General features: G+C 61.4%; 17 protein-coding genes. 8 read left to right on the top strand and 9 right to left on the bottom strand.

Features of this window, described 5'->3' with window-relative positions:
• Positions 1-15: 15 nt before the first annotated feature.
• The 4 genes from MRS74_RS15910 (at position 16) to MRS74_RS15895 (ending at position 9,976) form a co-directional block, all read left to right on the top strand.
• Positions 16-4,404, top strand: a complete 4,389-nt coding sequence (locus MRS74_RS15910; RefSeq protein ID WP_254581262.1) for a DUF6519 domain-containing protein — start codon at positions 16-18, stop codon at positions 4,402-4,404.
• Positions 4,405-4,408: 4 nt separating this feature from the next.
• Positions 4,409-5,824, top strand: a complete 1,416-nt coding sequence (locus MRS74_RS15905; protein WP_254581261.1) for a hypothetical protein — start codon at positions 4,409-4,411, stop codon at positions 5,822-5,824.
• A 1-nt stretch (position 5,825) separates the two neighbouring features.
• Positions 5,826-9,338 (top strand): eCIS core domain-containing protein, encoded by a 3,513-nt coding sequence (locus MRS74_RS15900; protein WP_254581260.1) that lies wholly within the window; start codon positions 5,826-5,828, stop codon positions 9,336-9,338.
• A 92-nt stretch (positions 9,339-9,430) separates the two neighbouring features.
• Entirely contained in the window at positions 9,431-9,976 is a 546-nt protein-coding gene (locus MRS74_RS15895) for a nucleoside 2-deoxyribosyltransferase (RefSeq protein WP_254581259.1), read from the top strand.
• Between the two features lie 6 nt (positions 9,977-9,982).
• Here MRS74_RS15895 and MRS74_RS15890 read toward each other — a convergent pair whose 3' ends face one another.
• On the bottom strand, positions 9,983-10,174 hold the full coding sequence (locus tag MRS74_RS15890) for a CPXCG motif-containing cysteine-rich protein (RefSeq protein ID WP_254581258.1): 192 nt from the start codon (positions 10,172-10,174) through the stop codon (positions 9,983-9,985).
• 159 nt (positions 10,175-10,333) lie between these two features.
• Here MRS74_RS15890 and MRS74_RS15885 point away from each other — a divergent pair, with 159 nt between their 5' ends.
• Positions 10,334-10,699: a YacL family protein gene (locus MRS74_RS15885; protein WP_254581257.1), complete on the top strand. Its 366-nt coding sequence runs from the start codon at positions 10,334-10,336 to the stop codon at positions 10,697-10,699.
• 43 nt (positions 10,700-10,742) lie between these two features.
• Here the strand turns inward: MRS74_RS15885 and MRS74_RS15880 are convergent, their stop codons facing one another.
• From MRS74_RS15880 to MRS74_RS15870, 3 genes are all read right to left on the bottom strand, one after another.
• Positions 10,743-11,207, bottom strand: a complete 465-nt coding sequence (locus tag MRS74_RS15880) for a hypothetical protein (RefSeq protein WP_254581256.1) — start codon at positions 11,205-11,207, stop codon at positions 10,743-10,745.
• Between the two features lie 85 nt (positions 11,208-11,292).
• Positions 11,293-12,765 (bottom strand): sensor histidine kinase, encoded by a 1,473-nt coding sequence (locus MRS74_RS15875; protein ID WP_254581255.1) that lies wholly within the window; start codon positions 12,763-12,765, stop codon positions 11,293-11,295.
• On the bottom strand, positions 12,765-13,472 hold the full coding sequence (locus tag MRS74_RS15870; protein WP_254581254.1) for a response regulator transcription factor: 708 nt from the start codon (positions 13,470-13,472) through the stop codon (positions 12,765-12,767). The genes MRS74_RS15875 and MRS74_RS15870 overlap by 1 nt, the downstream gene beginning before the upstream one ends.
• A gap of 133 nt (positions 13,473-13,605) precedes the next feature.
• Here MRS74_RS15870 and MRS74_RS15865 point away from each other — a divergent pair, with 133 nt between their 5' ends.
• Entirely contained in the window at positions 13,606-13,941 is a 336-nt protein-coding gene (locus MRS74_RS15865; protein WP_254581253.1) for a PQQ-dependent sugar dehydrogenase, read from the top strand.
• A 63-nt stretch (positions 13,942-14,004) separates the two neighbouring features.
• Positions 14,005-14,631, top strand: coding sequence for a nucleoside triphosphate hydrolase (locus tag MRS74_RS15860; protein WP_254581252.1), 627 nt, complete (start codon positions 14,005-14,007; stop codon positions 14,629-14,631).
• A gap of 16 nt (positions 14,632-14,647) precedes the next feature.
• Here MRS74_RS15860 and MRS74_RS15855 read toward each other — a convergent pair whose 3' ends face one another.
• Positions 14,648-15,430 (bottom strand): TSUP family transporter, encoded by a 783-nt coding sequence (locus tag MRS74_RS15855; RefSeq protein ID WP_254581251.1) that lies wholly within the window; start codon positions 15,428-15,430, stop codon positions 14,648-14,650.
• A gap of 518 nt (positions 15,431-15,948) precedes the next feature.
• Positions 15,949-16,425, bottom strand: a complete 477-nt coding sequence (locus MRS74_RS15850) for a hypothetical protein (RefSeq protein WP_254581250.1) — start codon at positions 16,423-16,425, stop codon at positions 15,949-15,951.
• A 187-nt stretch (positions 16,426-16,612) separates the two neighbouring features.
• On the opposite strand from MRS74_RS15850, the gene MRS74_RS15845 reads away from it, so the two are divergent.
• Positions 16,613-17,323, top strand: a complete 711-nt coding sequence (locus MRS74_RS15845) for a DUF3108 domain-containing protein (RefSeq protein ID WP_254581249.1) — start codon at positions 16,613-16,615, stop codon at positions 17,321-17,323.
• A 19-nt stretch (positions 17,324-17,342) separates the two neighbouring features.
• Here MRS74_RS15845 and MRS74_RS15840 read toward each other — a convergent pair whose 3' ends face one another.
• The 3 genes from MRS74_RS15840 to MRS74_RS15830 are packed head-to-tail and all read right to left on the bottom strand — an operon-like array spanning position 17,343 to position 20,889.
• Positions 17,343-18,332, bottom strand: coding sequence for a sugar kinase (locus MRS74_RS15840; protein ID WP_254581248.1), 990 nt, complete (start codon positions 18,330-18,332; stop codon positions 17,343-17,345).
• 8 nt (positions 18,333-18,340) lie between these two features.
• The gene (locus tag MRS74_RS15835) at positions 18,341-19,402 is read right to left on the bottom strand and encodes a D-TA family PLP-dependent enzyme (protein WP_254581247.1); all 1,062 of its coding nucleotides are present in this window, start codon (positions 19,400-19,402) and stop codon (positions 18,341-18,343) included.
• Positions 19,402-20,889, bottom strand: coding sequence for a M81 family metallopeptidase (locus MRS74_RS15830; protein ID WP_254581246.1), 1,488 nt, complete (start codon positions 20,887-20,889; stop codon positions 19,402-19,404). The genes MRS74_RS15835 and MRS74_RS15830 overlap by 1 nt, the downstream gene beginning before the upstream one ends.

The following is a 20,889-nucleotide window of genomic DNA, read 5'->3' as shown; positions in this document are numbered from 1 at the left end:
GATGATGGAACGACTATGAAAACTCAACTGTCGCGCATTAGCTTCGATGCCACCAAACGCTACAACGGCGTCTTCCAGCAGATGGGCCGTATGCTCACAGACGCCGACTGGAATGAACTCAACCTCATTGATGGCGAACGCGTGCGACAGGCGCTGTTGCATACCGTACTCACCGGCACCCCCAGAGACACCGGCATTATCCGACGCGACGCCGCAGACCAGATCGGCCTCTATTACGGGGAGGCCGTGGTCGAGGGTATCAGTGCCCGGCTGCTGCCCGCGGTAAAGCAAGATGCACCGGCGGACGGCACCCTGGATGACCTTCAGAACCAGGCGGACTTCCCCGCCTGTCCGCTTCCCGAGGGCGACTACTGCCTCTATCTCGATGTCTGGGAGCGCACCGTCACCGCGCTTGAGGATATCGACCTTATCGACCCGGCCCTCAACGGGGCCGACACCTGCACCAGACGCCAGGTCATGTGCCAGCTCAAATGGTGCAGCACCGACATCGACCCGCAAGACCCGCAGATCAATCCCAAGACGGGCAATGCCAGGCTCAGCCTGGAACTGCGCGAAGGCAGCACCGAAAAAGACCTTTGCGATCCCTGTGCCGAGGAACTGGCGCTGCAGGAAAAGATCGGCAATTACCTGTTCCGGGTTGAAATACACCAGGTCGGCTACGACGGGAGCGGGCAGCCGTCCCGGGTCCTGCTGAAGTGGTCTTCGGAAAACGGCGCCGAGCAGCATAGCCTGGACAGCCTGCCTCCCGGGTTTGCCAAAGCCTCGTGGTGCTACGAATTTTTCAGCGGCGCAGACACAGGGTTCGCCTCGGAGAAACATCCTGGCAGGCACCTCGTGGAGGGTTTTACACCGACCTGCGGCGAACTGGTCCAGGGCTTCCCTACCGCGGGATCGGAACCCGCCAACCTGCCACTGGTGCGCCGCTGGGATGGCTTTGCCGCCTTTGACCGGGTGGCCGGCGAGTGGCAGCTCGACAGCGGTTTCGATCGCAATGTCGCACTCTCCACTGGGCTTGGCGCCAATACGCCCGGCCGGGTGAGCAACGGCGACACTGTCACCCTGGTGCTGGATGCAATCACGCTGACGCTGGCGCTGGAGGACAATGCCCTGCTTACCGGGGACTACTGGCAGGTGGCGGTGCGCGAATCGGTGCATGCCCTGGATCCACAGTTGCTGGACGGAGCCTCACCGCAGGGCATCGAGCACCACTACATGACCATCGGCTCGGTCCTGGGCGATGCACTGACACTCTACGAGAACGAACAGTGCAAGCGCTTCGAGTTTCCGCCACTGACCGATATCCGCGCAGAAGACGTCTGCTACGACAACGGCGTCTGCGACATGCCCGGCGTGGACAACGTCCAGGAGGCCCTGGATCACCTGTGCCAGCAGCGGGATCTCAAGTGGCACAACAAGCACTTGCACGGCTGGGGCATCGTCTGCGGCCTGATTGCCGAGTGCTGCCAGAACCACGGCGAAGCGGCAGACGCATCCGCCGGCAGCGCAGGCGATCGCCGCTCCATTTGCGTGACCCCGGGATACGCCCTCAGCTGCGACGGGGAGGACCTGGTGCTGAAAGGTCCAGAATCAAAAGAAGTCCCGATACTGGATATGATCAGTGCGCTGGAACAGGCGCGGGACGAGCCCTTGCTGGTGGACGGCGACGGCACCTTCTGCCTGCGCATCGAGAAAGGAGACCCAGACCCGCAGTTCGTTCTGGAGCCCTGGAGCAAGGACAACAAATACGCCTGGCTTGACGGCACCCTGCTGATCGATTTTTACCAGCACTGCCTGAAAGACCTGGTCGAGGCGCTGTCCGCGGAAGTGCGGTTTCAGGACGATGACGAACTGGAAGCAGCCGAAGCCGAACAGGGGGTTCTGATCTCCGACCAGAGACGCAAAACCATCAGCGTCTTCAATCTCATCGCCTGGTTTTTATTCGGCAATCACGGCCACTTCGTCTGGACGTCGCTGCGGGAACACCAGATTCTGCTGGCCTTCTATAACCGGTTGCGGGAACTGCTGCGCAGCCGCACCTTCTGCGCCATGTTCCAGGACGAGGAGTTTCCGCCCTACCCCTTCGAAGAGCACCGGATCGACACCATCTTCAGCCGCGGCGACCACACCCGTGTCCTCATGCACCCGGATCAAAAGCACCTCTATAGTTACGGCGGCACGGACAACAGCATTCACCGCTTTGACCTGGAATCCAAGAAACTGCTGGACGTCCTGCAGATGCCCGCGGCCAAGGGCGCCGAAATCACCGCGCTCTGTTTCAGCAACGATGGCAGCAGGCTATACGCCTGTGCGGCCGTGCGCGGCACCGACACCCTCTTCGGTGCGGCGCGCATCGGCGAAACCCACGAATGGGAACAGTCGAGCGTCCTGTGCGATATCCTGGTCACCGAAATGCTGATGGCCAACCGGGACAAGGACCTGATCTATGCCATTGGCAAGGACAAGGGCCTGTACCGTGTCGAGCCGGATGTGATCGCGGCGGACACCAAGCCCCAGCTAACGCCCTTCTATGCTTTTCATGCCAGCGGGCAGGTCGTGCTGGACCTCGACAGCCAGACCGCCTGGTGCGGCGCCACGGACGAAACCGCCAGCGACGGCCTGTATAGCAACATCGTTCAGTGCGACCTCAAGACCAGCGGGGAAAATCTCAGCCCCCAGGTCACCAGCGCGCTGCGCAATCCACTGGGACAAAGCCTGTTCGGCAGTGGCAACCTGGCCATGAGCCCGGCGGATGACAGCGGCGAACGAGGTGCACGGCTTTACTGCATTACCCAGGTTTCGGCCAGTGCCGCCAAACGGGTGTCCGCCTATCGGCTGCCCCTGAGCGCGGACGGTCTCGAGGAAACTGGCGGTACCGGGCTCGGCAACTCGGCTCTTTGGCTTCGCTGGCACGCACCCAGCGAGCGTTTGCTGGTGGCCGTGGAAAACGAATGCCGCCTCCACCCGCTGGATCGCGATGCCCTCCACACCGCCAGTTCCCGCATTCCCGTGCAGGTGGGCCCGCTGGACATGGCCGCCTCGGCGGCGACGGAATCGATCTACACGCTTAATTTCGTCAGCAAGACCATCACCGTAACGCCGGTCACCGAGCTTGCACCGACGCTCGCCTTCAACACGGCACTGGAAAACTATCGCTATGCGGTTCTGCTGGCGTTCTGGGGCCTGATTTCCAATGTTCTGCAATACCTCAAGGACTGCTTCTGCCATCACCTGCTGGTGAAGTGCCCGAGCTGCGATGATAACGACAAGCTCTGGCTGGCGACCGTAGAAGTTCGCGACGGGCAGGTCTACAAGGTGTGCAATTTCGACAAGCGCAAGACCGTAAAAAGCTTCCCCACGGTGGAATACTGGGCCTCGCTCATTCCCGTCCTGCCGCTGCTCAAACAGGGCATCGCAAAATTCTGCTGCGCGGTGCTGCCGGATCTGTTTGGCGCCTTGCGGGCCAAGGTATTGCCGCAGCCCAAAACCGGCGATCAGGGTGGAGATAAAGCGCTGGCCGATGCGGGCAGCCTCAGGAAAACCCAGAGAACCTACAACCGCACCGATATGAAAGCCCTGTGGGCACAACAGAAAACATCCCTGAACTTTTACGCCAGGACCTTCATGGACGCAGGCGTGCAGCAGGCCAGGGGCGCCCAGACCACGGAGCCCGGGGTATCCAAGCAGAGCTACATCGGCAGCGACACCCCGACAACCACGGCCGAGTTCGAAAAAAGAGGCATCGAAGTCGGTACCGTCGAGACCTATGACAAACGCTATGCCGGCAACTACGCCAGCGCCTTTGCCGGCACGCCCCAGGTGATCGAACCCGGCAGCAAGGTCACGCTGATCGAAAAAGACGGCATTGTTCAGTTCTACCACATAGAAAAAGCGCCGTCGGAGCTCAGTTTGCCCACGCAAGAAATAGCGGCGCTGGAAACGCGCAAGGCTGCACTTGCACTGGATAAAACCAGTCAGGATTTGCAGGCGCTCGAAGTGCAGAAAAGTCAGACCGAGTCTGAAATCACCGCACTGGAACAACAGCTCGAACAGGTCCGCACCGAAAGGGACCGGCAACAGGCACTGCTCACCCAGATGTCGGAACAGAATCGCGAGCTGACAAGCGGTCTCACCAGCCTGCGCACTGATCTGGAAGAGATCAAAACTCTGCGCACTGAAATAAGCCGGGAGATTGCCCGGGATCGACCGGTCAGGAGTATCGCCGACGTTTCACCCGAAGTGGATGCGTCCTTGCGCGAACTGGATATTCGCACCGTAGAGGAACTGTCAAAGATAACGACCGCGAAACTGGTCCAGGGCGGTATCGACGCCGCCACGGCGAAGAAAATAAACACCGCCGCCAAGGCCAGATTGAAGGAGGCTTGATGGCATGCGCATTCAGCGTCGTGCACCCACTGCCGTGCCGACACCACCGCTAAGCGTTCAGCAGGCACAAGCGCCCGCCAGTATCGCCCGCGCAGGTCGTGTCTCGCTGGAAATTCCGGACACCGTCAGGCAGCAGTACTTTGGCCGCGGACAGCGTCGCTACCGCTTGCCCCGATTCAGCAACCTCAGGGATATTAGCCAAAGCAAAACCCTGGGGATCGACCAGGCCGAGTTGAAGGAACTCGTAAAAACGGCCCTGATCCGCCTTAAAAAAGAAAACCGACTGAAAAGCAAGGACTCCCTGGACAGCCTTCTGGATGCCATTTTCCCCGCGCCGGGCAGCATTGATCAGAGCGCCTTTGAAGCGGCAGTCGACACCAGTGATCGCACTGTCATCTATATGTCGGTGCTGGATACCAATGCCAGAATCAAGGACAAGGACCGGCCGAAGCTGCGCTCGGCCATGAAATGGGCCATCAGGATAATCCGCCAGGCGCAGGCATCCAAAACCATGCTCACGCGTATATTTGGCGGCAAGCAGGCCGATGCCGCCAGCAATTATAAAAAGGCGGGAGACAGGCTGCAGGCGTTTGTCGACAGCACGGCGACCCTCGATAGCAGCGTCAATACCGACTACAACCGGGATGACGCCGCACTCTACCTGGGCGGCTGGGCGGATTTTGATGACCAGGTTATTCACCTGGAGCCCGATGTGGCGAAGGTGACCGACAGCAAGGAATCCGTTGCCACCCTGGTGCACGAAGCCGCCCACCTCGCCGATGGCGCCATCGAGGATCACGGCTACTACCCTCCGAGTACCGGCAAGGATGCGTTTGCCGGCATGGCGGAATCCCGCAAGCTGAATAACGCGGCCCACTACGAGGAATTCGTGCGCCGCTGGTTGAACACCGGCGCCTACAGCAACGACACCGAGTTTACCCCGGGCAAGGCGGTCAGTGGCGCGGCCTTAACCCTGGAAGATGATGTCCGGCTCGCAACGACTGAATACTTTCGCCACGGCTGGGATGCCGCCGTCGAGGTGCAATTTGCGCTGGTCAAACACCGCAAGGATCTGCTGGCATCGAAGGAGACCAAATTCAAAACGGACCTTGCGCAACTGAAAAAAATATCCAAGGTAATGGGGCTCAGCCTGCACCGCCAGACAGCCGGCAACGAAACCGTGACTCAACTGGATATTGTGCTGGCAGAAAGCATCGCCAGAGTGGTCAGTGATACAGGCACCCATTCAGCATCAGTCAAACTGGCCCTGACACCCAGGGACAAGTCCGAAATAAAGAAAGCCAGCGACCGATTGATCGACGACGCCATCCAATCCTACGGCGCTCTGCTGGGTGACAGCAAAAAGGACAGGACCCTGACCGACTGGCTGGTGGCCAACTACGGCAAGGCGTTTTACTGACATGCTTACCTACACCCAGCGTTCGCCCCACAAAACCGCTCCCGGTGGCAGCAGTAGCGCCACTCAGGCCCGTGCGGTCAAAACGCTGTTAAAGCGTTCAGTGAAAGGTCAGGCCCTGCAGACAAAAATGCAGGTTGGGGAGGCCAACGACCGCTACGAAAGAGAGGCGGATCAGGTCGCCCAGCGGGTTACGGCCGACAGACCGCAGGCGGTCAGTATCAGTGCCCTCGACACCGGCAGCGTGCAGCGAATGCCCGAGGGCACCGCCTCCACCTACGAGGAAGACGAGGAACTGCTGCAGGCCAGCGCCGATGGGCCTGTAGGCGACATCAGCAGCCCTGTGGAGCGGGATATCACGGCCGCGCGGGGTGGCGGTGAAAGCCTGTCGGCCAGCACCAGAGGCTTTTTGGAACCCCGCTTTGGCACTCGCTTTACCGACACGCGCATCCACGACTCCCCATCCGCACACCGCCTGGCCTCTGGCCTTGGCGCACGGGCATTTACCACCGGCAAGGACGTCTTTTTCGGCGACGGCGAGTATCAGCCCGATACGGCAGCAGGACGGCAGTTGCTGGCCCATGAGTTGACCCACGTAGTACAGCAACGCCGCGGCAGCGCAGCGCTGCAGCATAAACTGATCCAGCGCGATCCCACGGAATCGCAACCCCCGTCTGACCAAGCCGCAGAGCCTCTTGCGGTGGCAGGCAACAAGAATACCGGGCTGGTGGATACCGCGGCGAGCACCATCACCTGGTCCAGCATCACCATCCCGGCGTTTAAAAACAGCGGCCATCGCCGCGCCCGCTACCAGGCGCTGTCGCCCCTGCGGCGCGGACAAGGCGAACGTGTTGATCGCAGCGGCGAAAACGATCCGGCCCAACGGGACAACTGGCTGACGTCGCTGGATAAAAGCACCATTCGTGAGGCGCTTGAAAACAAGCTCAAAGCCGCCAACGCCGGCGAGATGCCCGAGGGCGACCAGCACGTTTTCGAAGTGCGCACCAGGGCCGGAAAGAATCGCTACTACGTCGGCTCCCTGGACAGCCTGGCCACCGAGTTCCTGATCCCCACCTGGGGCGGCAGGAATCCAAGGGCGCAGCCGCGCTTCTTCCATGTCGACCATATTGTCGAACTGCAGCTGGCGAACTGGCCCCACAGCCCGCAGGGCAACGCACTGGAGAACTACGAATTGCTGGAGGGCAATGCCAATACCACCTCGGGTCGAATGGTCCGTGAGGCCATCAGCGACAAGATCAGCGGCTTTATCAGCGCCACCGATGGCGTTTATGGTGACACTGAACGGGACATCAAGAGCGGCTTTACCCTGGTGTTCGAGGGCGCCCGCGGCAGCGGTGGGCCCAGTGTCGGCAACTCCGACTTCTGGATTCGATCCGATATCGAAAGCGGCGCCCACCTGCAGGCGGTGGTGGCGGCGGACCCGACGAAAATTGGCGGGCCGGGCCTTGCGCGGATATTTTCCCGCGCCAATGGTGGCGTAAGCCGGGAATTCAGCTGGAGTGGCAACACCACGGCAGAACAGGAAGTGCCCTCCAGCCTGTCGCGCGAGCGCTACTGGCTGAAGCCCCTGGTCATTACCCACAAGTACTTCCGCACGGAACCGGAATCCGTGGTGGAGACGCCGGATTTCGGCTATCTGCGCGTGCACGTCTCCCAGCGGGACAAGGTCTTTGAAAGCACGGAACCGGTGGATCTGCCCCTGAACCGCTTTATCGGTGCCCGTTACGGCGGGATACTGCAGGACTCATTGCGCACCACCATCAGCGATCTCAAGGCCAATTTCTTCAGCCCCATCACCTTCAGTAACATCGATGTGGCCGGCGACCGCGGCATTGTCGCCGAGGGTAATATCAACGTCAGCCTGCCGTTTTTCAGCGAGGCCACGACCATCGGCATCCGCCTCGCGGACGGTACCGTATCGGTGTTCAAGGAGTTCAGCGCCGAAGACATCGCCGTTCCGGCACCCTTCTCGGTGGATGAGTGCAGTCTGCGGGTCTCCTACAGCCTGGACAATGACTGGAGCCTAGAGGGCCAGGTCAACTTCGGCATCGACAATGTCGGCCAGGGCGAAATTACCGCCAGCCTGCTGCCGGACACCGGGCTCGCCGCCACGGGCGAATTCAATTTCGAGTCGACGCTGTTCAACCCGGCCACGCTAACCGTGGGGTACAGCGCCGGCGCCTGGAGTTTTGGCGGCCAGGTCGGCTTTGAGGAGGGCCTGATACCGGGCGTCAGTGACGGCACCCTGAGCGTCAACTGGGCAGAAGGCCTGCTGACCGGAAGCGGCGATGTGGGTTTCAGCTATCCCTGGCTGTCCCGCGGCAGCCTCAACCTGGCCTACGGCGAAGCGCAGGGGCTGGAGGTCAGGGGCGGCGTCGAGCTGACCGGCGAGGTTCCGGGCCTGAACAGCGCGACAGTCAATGTCCTGGTCGCCAAAAGTGCCGAGGGCATATGGGCTCTGGGCGGATCGATCGAGGCGGACCTGGACACCTCGCGAGTACCGGGGCTGACCGAAACCCGTTTCAGCGGCGCCCTGGAGAATGGCATTTTCACCGCCACCCTGCGCAGCGCCTTTGAACGCGACATCGCCAGCGGCACCGTTACCCTGGGTGTCACCAACCAGGCCATTGATGCAGACGGTAACCCGGTAGAAGGCCAGACGACCGAGGCCCTGGTATTGTACGGCAGCGGCAGCGTCACCCTGGCACTGACGCCCTGGCTGGACGCCACCGCCGGCGTGGAGTTCGCCCGCGATGGCGGTATCAGCCTGCGCGGTGCGGTGGAGGTTACCGAGGACATCGAAATTCTCAGCGACGAGCAAACACCGGACCTGGAACTGCCCCGCAGTCGCCGCCCCTCTTTCGATGTCGACATCCCCCTGGCGTCCATCGGCGTCGCCGATGTCGCCCTGCGCCTGGGGGGCTCACTCAATGCCTATGTCAGGACCAGCCCCTTCACCTTGCAGGATGTGCGACTGGACGTCTTCTACAACTTCGATAATCCAAACGATACCACCGTTGAAGGCAACGCCAGACTGCACATGGACGCGCAGGCGGGGCTCGAAGGGGCGCTGCAGGTTGGCCTCTCGGCCCGGGTGCTGGTGATACGCGGCGGGGGCGAGATCGAACTCACCGTGGGCGCCATGCTGAACGGCGAACTCGACGCCGTGGTTCATCCTTCCTGGAATGTTCGCAGCGGCTTTGCGGTCACCGCACGACTCGATGCCGTCGTGAGCCCGACTGTTTACCTCGACCTGGGCGGCAGGATCTTCGTCGAACTGGATGCACTGATAGGCTCCATCGATCTGTGGGAATCCGAACGTCTGGACATCGCCCGCAAGGAGTTGCCGCTGGATATTGAACTGGGCGCACGGGCGAGCGCCAGTTACCGGGAAAAACCGGATAACGCCTTTACCTATGAGACACCCACCTGGGTCATTCCCAGCACCCGCGATTTACAGCGGGCCTTCGTGGATGCCGTACTGGACGAGGTGTAACAGGCAGTTTAAAAGATGCCGCAACCTCCATGCATCCAGAGCCCAGATACGGCATCATACAGCCCGATGCCACGCTCCCTTCAGGTAGCCCCATGACTGTACGCAAAATTTATATCGCCGGTCCCGATGTATTCTGGCCCAATGCGCTTGAAGCCGGCGCCGCCAAGGTCGAACTCTGCACCCGCTACGGCTTCGAGGGTCTGTTTCCGCTCGATAGCGCACTGCAACTCACAGGGCTTGCGCCCCGCGAGGCTGGGATGGCGATTTATCGCGCCAACATCGGTCTGATGCAGCAGGCGGATTTGCTTGTCGCCAACATGACGCCCTTTCGCGGCCCAAGCCTGGATGCAGGTACCGCGTTTGAGCTGGGTTTTATGACCGGGCTGGGCAAGCCGGTATGGGGTTACAGCCTGGAGGGACGCCTCTACGCCGACCGGGTCGCCAAGGGCGACGCGACAACGGACACAGATCCGCAGGGCATGACGATCGAGCGCTTCGACATGGCGGACAATCTGATGCTGATCGGCGCCATAGCAGACGGCGGCGCCGAACTGCTTGCCCGCCAGGCAACACCCGAGCTGGAACAGCATCTGCACCTTTTCGAGCAGCTACTGCAGCGCATCGCCAAAGGCCGCTAAACGCGACTATTCATTCTCCTGCATGGCCTCCACCATCGCCACGCCGGATTCATCCACCCGGATATCCAGCACCATGGGACTGCAGCACACCTGGCAATCCTCCACGTATTGCTGTTCGGCTTCACTGCAGTCCACCAGAACACTGATGCGCTCGCCACAGTAGGGGCAATAAAACTCCACCTCTTCCTGTGTATTCATAGGTCCGCCTCCCGTATTTCGCGATTGAATGGGCGCCCTGTCGCCCCCACCCTGAAAGTCTAGTGCACCAGCTGAGCCCCGACAGACCGCTGCCACTGTTACCCCGTGCCGATCCAAACAGGGTAATATGACGCCTTTTGATCTGTGCAGAGAACGCTTGTGGAATATACCTTTGGCCGCGACGATATCGGTCGCTACTTTGCCGAATTCTCGATGGGCCATGAGGCCATCGGCCGCTGGCTGTGTGAAGAGCTCGGGCAGGATCAGAAACAGCTGCAGCAGCTGCTGGACACCATCGGACAATTGCAGCAACGCCAGCGAATGGAGTACCGGCTCGATGGCAGCGAGTTCAGTCTGGAACTCGATCGGGAGGAAGTACGGGTGCGGGCCCATAGTCTGGATGACACCACCGATGACACCGGCCTCGAGGACCTCGATTTCTATAACGACGAACTCGAGGCCGGTTGCGGACTGGACGATTTCAGGGACGTGCTGCACGCCTGGCGCGAACTGATCGCCGGCTGATGCAGCCGTCCCGGATCAGCGCCGCCGGATCAACGCCATAGGATCAGGGTTTTACCGGCAGCAGCGGGCACTGAAAATACACCGGCGGACCCTCGGGAAAGGAGCCGGGGGTAACCACCAGGTGTCCCAGATCCTCGTGCAGCACGATGTCCGCCTCCGACTTCAGCACCGGCACTATGCCATGGGCCAGGAAACCGGCCTCGGTCCACTCCACCGAATGGGTAAACCAGCGACCGCCATTGTAATCCCGGTTGCCAGGTGCGGCTTCCGCCACTGCCAGCTGGCCTTCAGGATTATTGGAGTTGGTGAACGCATAGAGGATATCGAAAGACTGCAGATTGGCATCGGTCGGCGCCGGCAGCCCGGTGGTACCCTTGGACCCCCAGGCCACACCGTCGGCATAGACGCCAGGACCAAAATTCGGCGCGCCTGGGCCCGCCTGCAGCAGGGGTGCCGACAGCAGCGCGGCGAGTGCGATAGCAGCCGGGATGGAGCTTTTGAGTTTCATCAGATCAACCTCCGTTTCTGTGTGAGTCGGTATCAGCATGTACCCGCGCCTATAACACAGTCCTCACCGGAAGATCACGATTTGATCACGAAGGCGTATGCCCGGTGTCGGCCGCCAGTTCGAAGGCGAAGGCGCTGCCGCCGCCCGGTCGACTCTGCGCCCTGATCACGCTGCCGTGCAGCGCCATGATCCGCTGGGCGATGGCCAGGCCAAGCCCGGCGCCGCCATCGTTGCGCGCACCGGTCGGACGGTAGAGCCGGTCAAAGATGTGGGGCAAATCTTCAGGCGCGATGCCGCAGCCGGTGTCGATCACCTCAACCTTCACCTGGGCGCCCCCATTCAGTACCGCGAGATGGATCTGCCCGTCCCGCGGCGTATGACGCAGCGCATTGGCCAGCAGATTGTCGAACACCCGCTCCATCAGCGCGATATCCCCACGCACAAAGGGCACCTGCTCAGCGCAGCGAAAACGGATCTGCACGCCCTGCTGCTGCGCCCGCAGCTCGAATTTCTGCGCCACATCCTGCACCAGTTCCGGCAATGAAAAGGGTTCCAGCAGCGGGCAAAATTCGTTGGCCTCCAGTTTGGCCAGCTCCAGCAGATCCCTGACCAGCCGCGACAGGTGCAAGCACTGCCGCAGTGCGACCCTGAGATAGCGCTGCTGCTGTTCGTCGTCAAGCGTTTGCTGCTTGAGTTGCAGGGTTTCCAGATACCCTTGCAGCGAGGCCAGCGGGGTGCGCAGATCATGGGACACATTGGCTATCAGTTCGCGTCGCTGCGCATCAGTGTCTTCGAGTCTGTGGACCTGATCGCGGATGCGTTCGGCCATGGCCTGGCAAGTGCGCGACAGCTGAGCGATTTCATCGCTGCCGCGCACGGCCGGATCCGGCAGCCGCTGGCGGAAATCGGAATGCTCCAGCGTCGCCACCTGGCGCGTAAGCTGGCGCAACGGACGAGTGATCCAGCGAAACAGGATCAGCGCGGCAAGCAGCGCAAACAGCAGCCCGACCCCCAGCGCCAGCGCGCTCAGGCGCAGCACCTCACTGCCCATCAGCGGCTGCATCATGCCAGCTTCGGCCTCGCCTGCGAGGATTACATAGAGGTAGCCACGCATCTGCTGCTGCTCGAACACCGGCGCCACCGAAAAGACCTTGCCGCCGTCGGGATTGCGGGGGTCATCACCGAGCAGCGGCAGATCCCGGGGCTGCGCCAAAAGTCGTTTGATCGGCGCCAGATCAACCTGCTCGCGCTGCACCCGGCCCCGCGGCGCCGAGTAGGCCAGGATCCGGCCGTCGGGATCCAGCAGATAAAGCTCGATGCGGGGGTTGATGACCATCAGCATATGGAAGATATGCTCCAGCGCAGCGCGATCCATCAGACCGGCCTGAAACAGCTGCCGCTCCTGCACGATCTGGCTCGCGAGATCGAGGTTAAGGCGCTGATTCGTCTCCTGGCGATAGCCTTCGGTGGTCCGGGCCAGCAGCAGCAGCGCCCCGGCCCCGAGCAGCATGAACAGCAGCGCCAGCACCAGCGCCAGCCGGCCATAGAGGGAGCGCATCAGCATTCTCCCGTTGGGTCGGTGAAGCGATAGCCGACGCCCCAGACCGTGAGAATAAAATGCGGATCAGCCGGATTGCGTTCGATCTTGGCCCGCAGCCGGTTGATATGGGAATTGACGGTATGCTCGTACCCCTCGTAGCTCGCTCCCCAGACCTCGTTCAGCAGTTGCTCACGGCGATAGACCCGACCGGGATGACGGGCGAAATGAAGCAGAAGATCGAACTCGCGCGCGGTCAGCTGCACCGGACGGCCATCCAGACTGACGCTGCGGCTGTCACAATCGATCAGCAGGCCATCGTGCTCGATGCGCAGTGGCGCTGCGCCGGTATCAGCCATCGCGGCGACGCGCCGGAAAATGGCCCTGACGCGGGCGACCAGTTCGCGAATGCTGAACGGCTTGGTGAGATAGTCGTCGGCCCCCAGCTCCAGTCCCAGTACGCGATCCATTTCGGACGAACGGGCGGTGAGCATCAGGATCGGCAGGTAATGGTCGCCACTGCGCAAACGGCGGCAGATCTCGAGGCCGTCGAGTCCCGGCAGCATGAGATCCAGAATCAGCAGGTCGTACACGCCAGCGCGGGCCATTTCCAGCCCACGGACACCGTCAGCGGCCGTATCGACCCGCAGCGACAGGTCCTGCAGATGCAGCCTGACCAGCTCGGCAATATCGCAATTGTCTTCTATCACCAGTACACGCCCGGCCATCGTAATCTCCCCTGACACCTGCCTTAAGGGTAGGTCAGCAATGGTCACAAAAGCCTCACAGGCCCCGCCGGCATCACCGTTGCAGCGAACCACGCACAGCCCGTGGTCAAGGAACCGTCAGGAACCTTTGGATGTGGTTACGCCTGTCCTGCGTGCCACTGTCTACACTGAACCGCATGACCCTGGAACCACACAGGAGCACACCCTGTTGCGAATCTTCTGCCTCTGGCTGCTGATCGCTACGCTCACCGAGGCGCCAGCAGCTGCAGCCAGCGCCGTGCGGGCTGCTGGGTCTGGCGCTGACATACGAGCTGTTCTGCGCGATGGCGAGGGGGTGGCCGAAGAACAGCTGTTGCGCGGCGAACTCGGCCGCATCCGCAGGGTACAGGTCGGCCCCGATGGCGATGTTTACCTGCTCACCGACGAAAACCGCGCACGTCTGGTAAGGCTGAAGCCAGCGCCTCAATGAAGTACCCTCTGGACAGCCCCCGGCGCTGCATGACAAGTACTTATCACCAATGGAAATCCAAAGATGCCTTACACGCATTCGTTCGATCTAAGCTCCCTTTCCGAGCGAATTATGGCCCTGCGCCCCAGCGGCATCCGCACCCTGGTCGCACTGGCCGGGGCGCCGGCGTCGGGTAAATCGACGCTGGCGCAGCAACTGACAAGGGCGATTAATGCCCAAAGCCCGTGCGCAGCGCTGGTGCCCATGGACGGCTTTCATCTTGATAATGCGATACTGCAGCAACGCGGGCTTTTGCCCCGCAAGGGCGCCCCCGAGACATTCGATGCCAGTGGTTTTCTTCACCTGATCCGGCGCCTGGCCACCGAGCCTGAGGTCATTATCCCGCTGTTTGATCGCAGCCGCGATATTGCTGTCGCCGGCGCCGCCTGTATAGGCCCCGAGCACCGCATTCTGATTGTGGAAGGCAACTATCTGCAGTTCGACGAGCACCCCTGGTCGCAACTGCCCGGCTACTGGGATCTGTCTATTTGCCTGGACGTGCCACTGTCCGTACTGGAAGCACGGCTGATCCAGCGCTGGCGCGATCAGGGTCTGACGGAAGCTGCTGCACGCAAGCGGGCGCTGGGCAATGATATCCCCAATGCACGGCGAATCATCCAGCAGGCCCTGCCCGCCGATCTCGTACTTTAGCCTCGCGCGAACCGGTTCACAGCAGCCCGAAACTGCGCGCCATGCCCATCAGGCTGACCAGAATCAGCACCGCTCCCAGCACGCGAAAGAACAGTGGCGTCTCGGCCGTGACCAGGGCCCGGTGAAAGCGCTCGCCGATCAGGTGACCGATAAAGGCGCAGGGCAGCAGCCAGAGATGATGTATCAGCTGCAGATCAACTCCGGCGATCAGGAAGGAGGTCATCTTGATGACCACCAGAATAAACCAGAGTACGAACAGCGTATCGCGTAGCTGATGCTTGGCCACATGGGTGCCATAGACCGCTACTATGAGCGGTGCACCGATCAGGGAGGTGCCGCTGACATAACCGCCGAGCATCAGAAACAGCTTGTCCACATAGGGGTTGTTACTGCGAAAGGGCCGGTCCAGCACATAGCCGACGGCATAGACGATGACGATGGCAAAAATAATGCTGGTCATGATGTCCGCCGGCAGCGTCAGCAGCCCGAAGACCCCCATCAGCTTGGGAATGATCATGACCTTGAGAGAGCTTTTCAGGTAGGCCCAGTCGATATTGCCCTGCGAGCTGTCGTCACGTTCCCCTTGCACGCGCCTGTAACCCTGCCAGGCAATCAGGCTGGAGAACACCAGCAGATGCACCGCAATCAGGGGCAGAAACACCAGGGGCTCATCCAGAATCAGCAACAGGAACGGCAGCGACAGCACCGCGCCACCAAACCCCAAGCCTGAACGCACGAAGCCGCTCCAGACAAAAATCAGCCCGATAAGGGCATACTGCCAGCCAAGTAAATCCGCCATGGGGAATCGAAATCCATATCAGCCCGAAAGCGCGCAGCCTAGCATTTCGCCCGCCGTGCTGCCCAGCGCCTCCGCACAGATTACCGCCAGGTGATGAGAATCAGGTCTGTGGACAAGTTGCCGCTCAGGGCCATAGCGCGTTCGGGAACCAGACAGCATCCCGTAAGACGCATTGCCGGAGGATTGGGAGCCTTGCAGCGGGTGGGAGTCATCTGAGTTCAAACAGGGTACGGCAGGAGCTGCCAGGGATTTAGCACAAACCGCGACATCCCTGTCGCAATCATGCAGACAATAACCGGTTTCTCCAGCAGAACCGTCGCCTCTCCCTGCGTCTTTCTCCAGCGTTTGACCATTGCTGTCCATTACAGACAGCGTAAAAATCGGCAAAGCCTGCGTTGAAATATTTCAGTTTTTACCGAATTCCCTTACCAATGGAAATATAGCAGCGGATTCCAGCCTTTCGTAATTTTTTTCGCATAGCGACTTCCAATTCAGCGCTGAGGCATGGAGTTCGCGGCTTAACCGTCCACCACCAGGCTGTAGTTCGGCGTCGGGTTCAGCGGGCAAGAATAGTGATACTCGCCGGGCTTGAGCTCAACCTCATAGTCGCGGGTCGTACCCTGGGCCAGGCCACCACCCGATACGCTGGGCAGCAGGGCACGATCCACCAGAGTTGCGCCGCGCAGCCAGAAACCCAGTTCATAGGGCACGTTCTCGTTACTGACCCTGAAGATATAATGACCCGGTTTGAGGTGCAGCGGCATGGCCCCCGCCAGGCGCTCCTCGCCGGATTTTGCATTGATCGCTTCGCAGTCGGCCATGCTGCGGGTGCTGTAACCATGATCCACACCATTTTCGCTTTCAACGAACTGGCATCCCGTCTGGGTCAGGTTGATCACCTGGGGCTCCTCGGCCTGGGCCGCAAAGGACAACACCAGCGCCAAGCCGAACAGGCCTGCACCTGGTCCCCTGGAAATTACACGCTGTTTGCTCATCGTCATCACCTCATCAAAAATTGTCTACGCCAGCCAGAACCGGTGCAGCCAGTCTAGGTGCGTTCTCTGAAAGCAGACTGAAAGGAAGGCCTGGAACCATATGCAGAACACGACAGGCGCTGACATTCATTTGCCGTACACTGGCGGTACCTTATAGCTGAGCCAGACTCTGTGGAGGATTGATCGGATGTTCAAACGCATGACCCCGGCCCTGCTGTTGCTCGTACTGCTCTGCGCCGGCCGCGCCCAGGCCACCGAGCCATTGCTGACCACCAGCTACGGCGCCCAGTACAAGGGCTTTGATCTGGCGCTGGTGCGCACCCTGACGCCGCTGGGCAACGATCGTTTTGTGTTCGAGTCCCGCGCCAGCGGTTCGATCGCCCATATCGAGGAAAGCAGCACCTTCAGCCGCGATGCCAACGGCCACTGGACCCCGGAGCTGTATCGCTACAATCAGTCGATACTGGGGATCTCGAAAAAATACGAGCTGCGCTTTGATGCCGCCGGCAAGACAGTGACCTACAGCGACAAAAAGGGCCAGCACGCCATCGGTATTACACCCGGCACCCTCGACCCCCTGCTCTATCAGCTCAAGCTGCAGCAGGACCTGGCCCGCCAGAGTGGCAACTACCGCTACCGTTTCGTCAGCCGCAGCAAACTCAAGGACTACCGTTTTGACATTGCTGGCAGGGACAGGCTGAAACTGAAAGGAAAAAGCGTCAACACGCTGCGGCTGAACAAACACGACAACGATGCCAGCCAGGAAACATTGCTCTGGTTCAGCCCCGACAACGGCTACCAGCTTATGCGCCTGCGCCATACCGAAGACGGTGACAGCTACAGCATCAGCCTGAATACACTGCAACAGAGCCCTGCTTTCACGACCTGGCTGCAGTGATTCAGGGCCTGTCACCGGGCTAGCGACACAACCCCGTCGCTGCAGGGTCGGCCAGCAGACGATCCAGCTGGCTGCGGTTGATCCAGGCAATATCCCCGGGCGTTGCATATTTGAATGCCGCCACCGCCGCCCCCTGGCGCAGCGCCTCGGAATGGGATTTGCCCGCCAGCCAGGCGCTGAGAAAGCCGGCGGCAAAGGCATCTCCGCCTCCAAGACGTTCCACTTCCTGAGCCTGGAATGCATCGGCCTGATACAGTTCGCCGGACGGCGTCAGCAAGGCTGCACCGGCACTGCCGCGGGTCATGATCAGCAGGCTGCTGGGCGCCCAGCGCTGAAAGCGGCGCAGCGTGTGCTCGTGGCAATGGGCATCCCAGGCCCCGGGCCAGAGCGCCTGAATATCCCGCTCCGCCACCAGCAGCAGTTCCAGTTGCCCCAGCAACGGCTCCAGGCACTGGCGCGCCCGCTGTGGCGACCACAGGCGCTGGCGGTAATTGATATCCAGACTGCAGGGAATGCCGGCCTCCCGGGCCAGCTGCAGCGCCTGCTGCGCCGTGGCGCAGGCCGATTCCGACAGCCCCAGGGTGATGCCCGAGGTATGAAACAGGCGTGCCCGCCCCGGCTGGAACAGCGCCGTCGGCAGTTCGGCGGGCTGCATGCGCGCCATGGCCGAATCGGCACGGTCATAGATCACCTGACTGCGATGGGGTGCCCGCCCCGGCTCGTAAAAATACAGCCCCAGCCGGTCGTCGCTCCCGGGGCTGACATGCTGCACGTCAACATTGTGCTGTCGCAGTGCCTGCCGGACCCGATCACCCAGCTCGTTCTCCGGCAGACGCGACAACCAGGCACAATTAAGCCCCAGCCGTGCCATGGCACTGAGGGTATTCGACTCGCAACCGCCCACCTGCACATCGAAGCCTGCGCTCTGATCCAGCCGCTCGAGATGGGGTGGCGTCAAACGCAGCAGCGTCTCCCCCAGAGCGATAATGTCGTAAACCTTGTTCACCATCGAGCTCCTTAACAGACCTTGCCGCGTGCCTGAACCGTCTCGGTGCGACGAAACTCGCCGTCACGGCACAAGTGCACCTCGTCAAACAGGTTGGAGACCGGGCAGGCATGGTTGGGAATGATCTGCAGCCGCTCACCCACCTCCGGCGCCTGGCTACAGGCGGAGAAATCCAGTATGCCATGCTCCTCACTGAGCCCGCTGACACGCGCCTGTGGATAACCCACCACCTGGCCGTAACCGTCCTGCCCCAGCAGGTCCGACGTCAGCGCCTTGCTGCCGGCATCCACGATCACCCGTCCCGGCACAGGCACACTGACCACAGTGGTCATGACCGTCAGCGCACAGTCCGCCTGCTGGCAAGCGCCGACGCCTACCTGGGAGCGATCCTGATACACATAGGTGCCAATGCGGTACTCATTGACGATGGGGGCTTCATGGGCGTGCAACATGCTGGGGGTGCCGCCACTGCTGAACACCTCAAGCGCAAGTCCTTGCTGCTCGCACAGCGCAGCCGCCCGGCTGAACCACTGCTGCACCACAGCTTCGCTGTAGGCCGCAGGATAGGTCATAAGCCCACGCAAACGCAGGCCCGGCAGGCGTGCGACAAGCGCCGCCAGCTGCGCCGCCTGTTGCGGGCTTTGCACACCACAGCGACCGGCGCCGGTATCACACTCCACCAGCACATCCAGCCTCTGATCGCTGCCGGCGAAGGTCGCCGAAAGCCCCTGCAGCACTGCCTCGCTGTCGGCCACCACGGCCAGCGTCCTAACCTGGCCTGCGAGCTGCAGCAGCCGGGCCAGCTTGGCGCTGCCAATAATGTTGTAGCTGATCAGGATGTCGTCAAAGCCCGCCTGCGCGAAGACCTCGGCCTCCCCCACCTTTTGACAGGTAATGCCAATAGCCCCCGCGTCCAGCTGCTTGTGCGCGACCCAGGGCAGCTTGTGGGTCTTGATATGGGGGCGCACCCGCAGCCCGTGTTCATCGCAATAGGCCTGAAAAGCGCGGATATTGGCCTCAAGTATCGCCTCGTCAATCAACACGCAGGGCGTGTCCAGCTGTGGGTACAGCATCAGCATGTCTCCCTTGCGGCGTCTATTAACTCATGCGGGTTCTCGACAATCGGCCAGATCGCGCGGGTCATCTTGCGGTAATCGTTGGTGACGGGATTACTCGGATACGGAGCGCCCGCGTCACAGTAGATAATGTGCTGGCTGATGGCGGCGAATGCATCGTAAAAGTGGTTGGTCGACTTGATCAGCAGGATCGGTTTGGCCCCAGGGTCTATGCCCAGGTTGCTGAACAGGTCCGGCGCAAAGGCCTGGGAGCGGTTGCTGTTGAGCACCACATCGATCGCGGTATCCGCCAGGCGTATGCAGACACTGTCCCCCAGCGGCACCACACTGTCGCCAAAGCTCTGCACGGCATCGCGCACCACCTTGCGGATCTCCACCCAGGCATCCATGGGCGCACCGGCGTTGTCCCCGGCCTTGCCGCCAAAGCGCAGCTTGATCTTCGCGCCCTCGCCCGCCGCCACGCAAAAGCGCACCGCCATTGGGTCCCAGATGGTGCCCACCGCCGCATCCCGCACGCCCATGTCGAGCATTTTCTGCAGCACCAGGGTTGAGTCCCCGGCCACACCACCGCCGGGATTGTCCCAGACATCGGCTATGACCACCGGCCGCAGCAAAGAGGCCTGTGCCTGTGCGATCGCCAGCTCAGGGGCGACATAGGGCGGGCGGGTCTTGCCTCGAAACGAAAACAGCTCCATGCCAAGAGACTGCGCCAGGCTGTCGGCGCGGGCCTGATCGTTGTCGGTAATCACCAGCAGCCGGGTGCCCATCTCCGGTACATCACCGGCCATAAAGCCGTGGATAACGGAAATAGACAGCACGGCCGGGTCCAGCTCCAGCTGATGCAGACGGTCCACAAAGCTGCGCATGGGTTCAAGACTGGTGGGCAGCACCTCGATCATCCGGCAGTCGAATACCGATGCAGTCGGTTTGATCTCCCCCTGCACATGGCGCACCGCCAGATCCACCAGATCCCGGGCACGATCGACGAAGTCGGTGTGGGGAAACTCCTTGAACGCCAGCAGTATATCGGCCTGCTCGACCCTTTTGGCCGTCAGGTGGCTGTGGGGGTCGAACTCTGCGGCGATGGTCGCCGTCGGCCCCACCAGGGCACGCACCCGCGCCAGCAGATCACCTTCACAGTCGTCATAACCGTCGGCCACCATGGCGCCATGCAGCCCCAGTATCACCGCATTAACCGGCAAGGCGGCGCTGAGTTGACCGAGTATTTCATCACGCAGCAGCTCGTAGGTGCTGCGGTTCACCAGGCCACCGGGTTCAGCCCAGGCGGCGGTACCTTCGATCAGCTCCCAGCCCAGCGCGGGGATTTTCTCGCGACAGGCAATAAAGGGTGCGCTGCACAGCGTCGGCGTGGCCGGATGCTCGCCGGGCGGGGCATAAAAGCTTTCCTTGAACGACGCCAGATCCGTGAATACCGGCGAAAACGTATTGGTCTCGGTGGCCAGAGAGGCTACAAAAACTCGCAT

This window comes from Marinobacterium sedimentorum, from assembly GCF_024267675.1.
Lineage (GTDB): Bacteria > Pseudomonadota > Gammaproteobacteria > Pseudomonadales > Balneatricaceae > Marinobacterium_A > Marinobacterium_A sedimentorum.
This window is presented reverse-complemented; position numbering and strand designations above follow the sequence as displayed.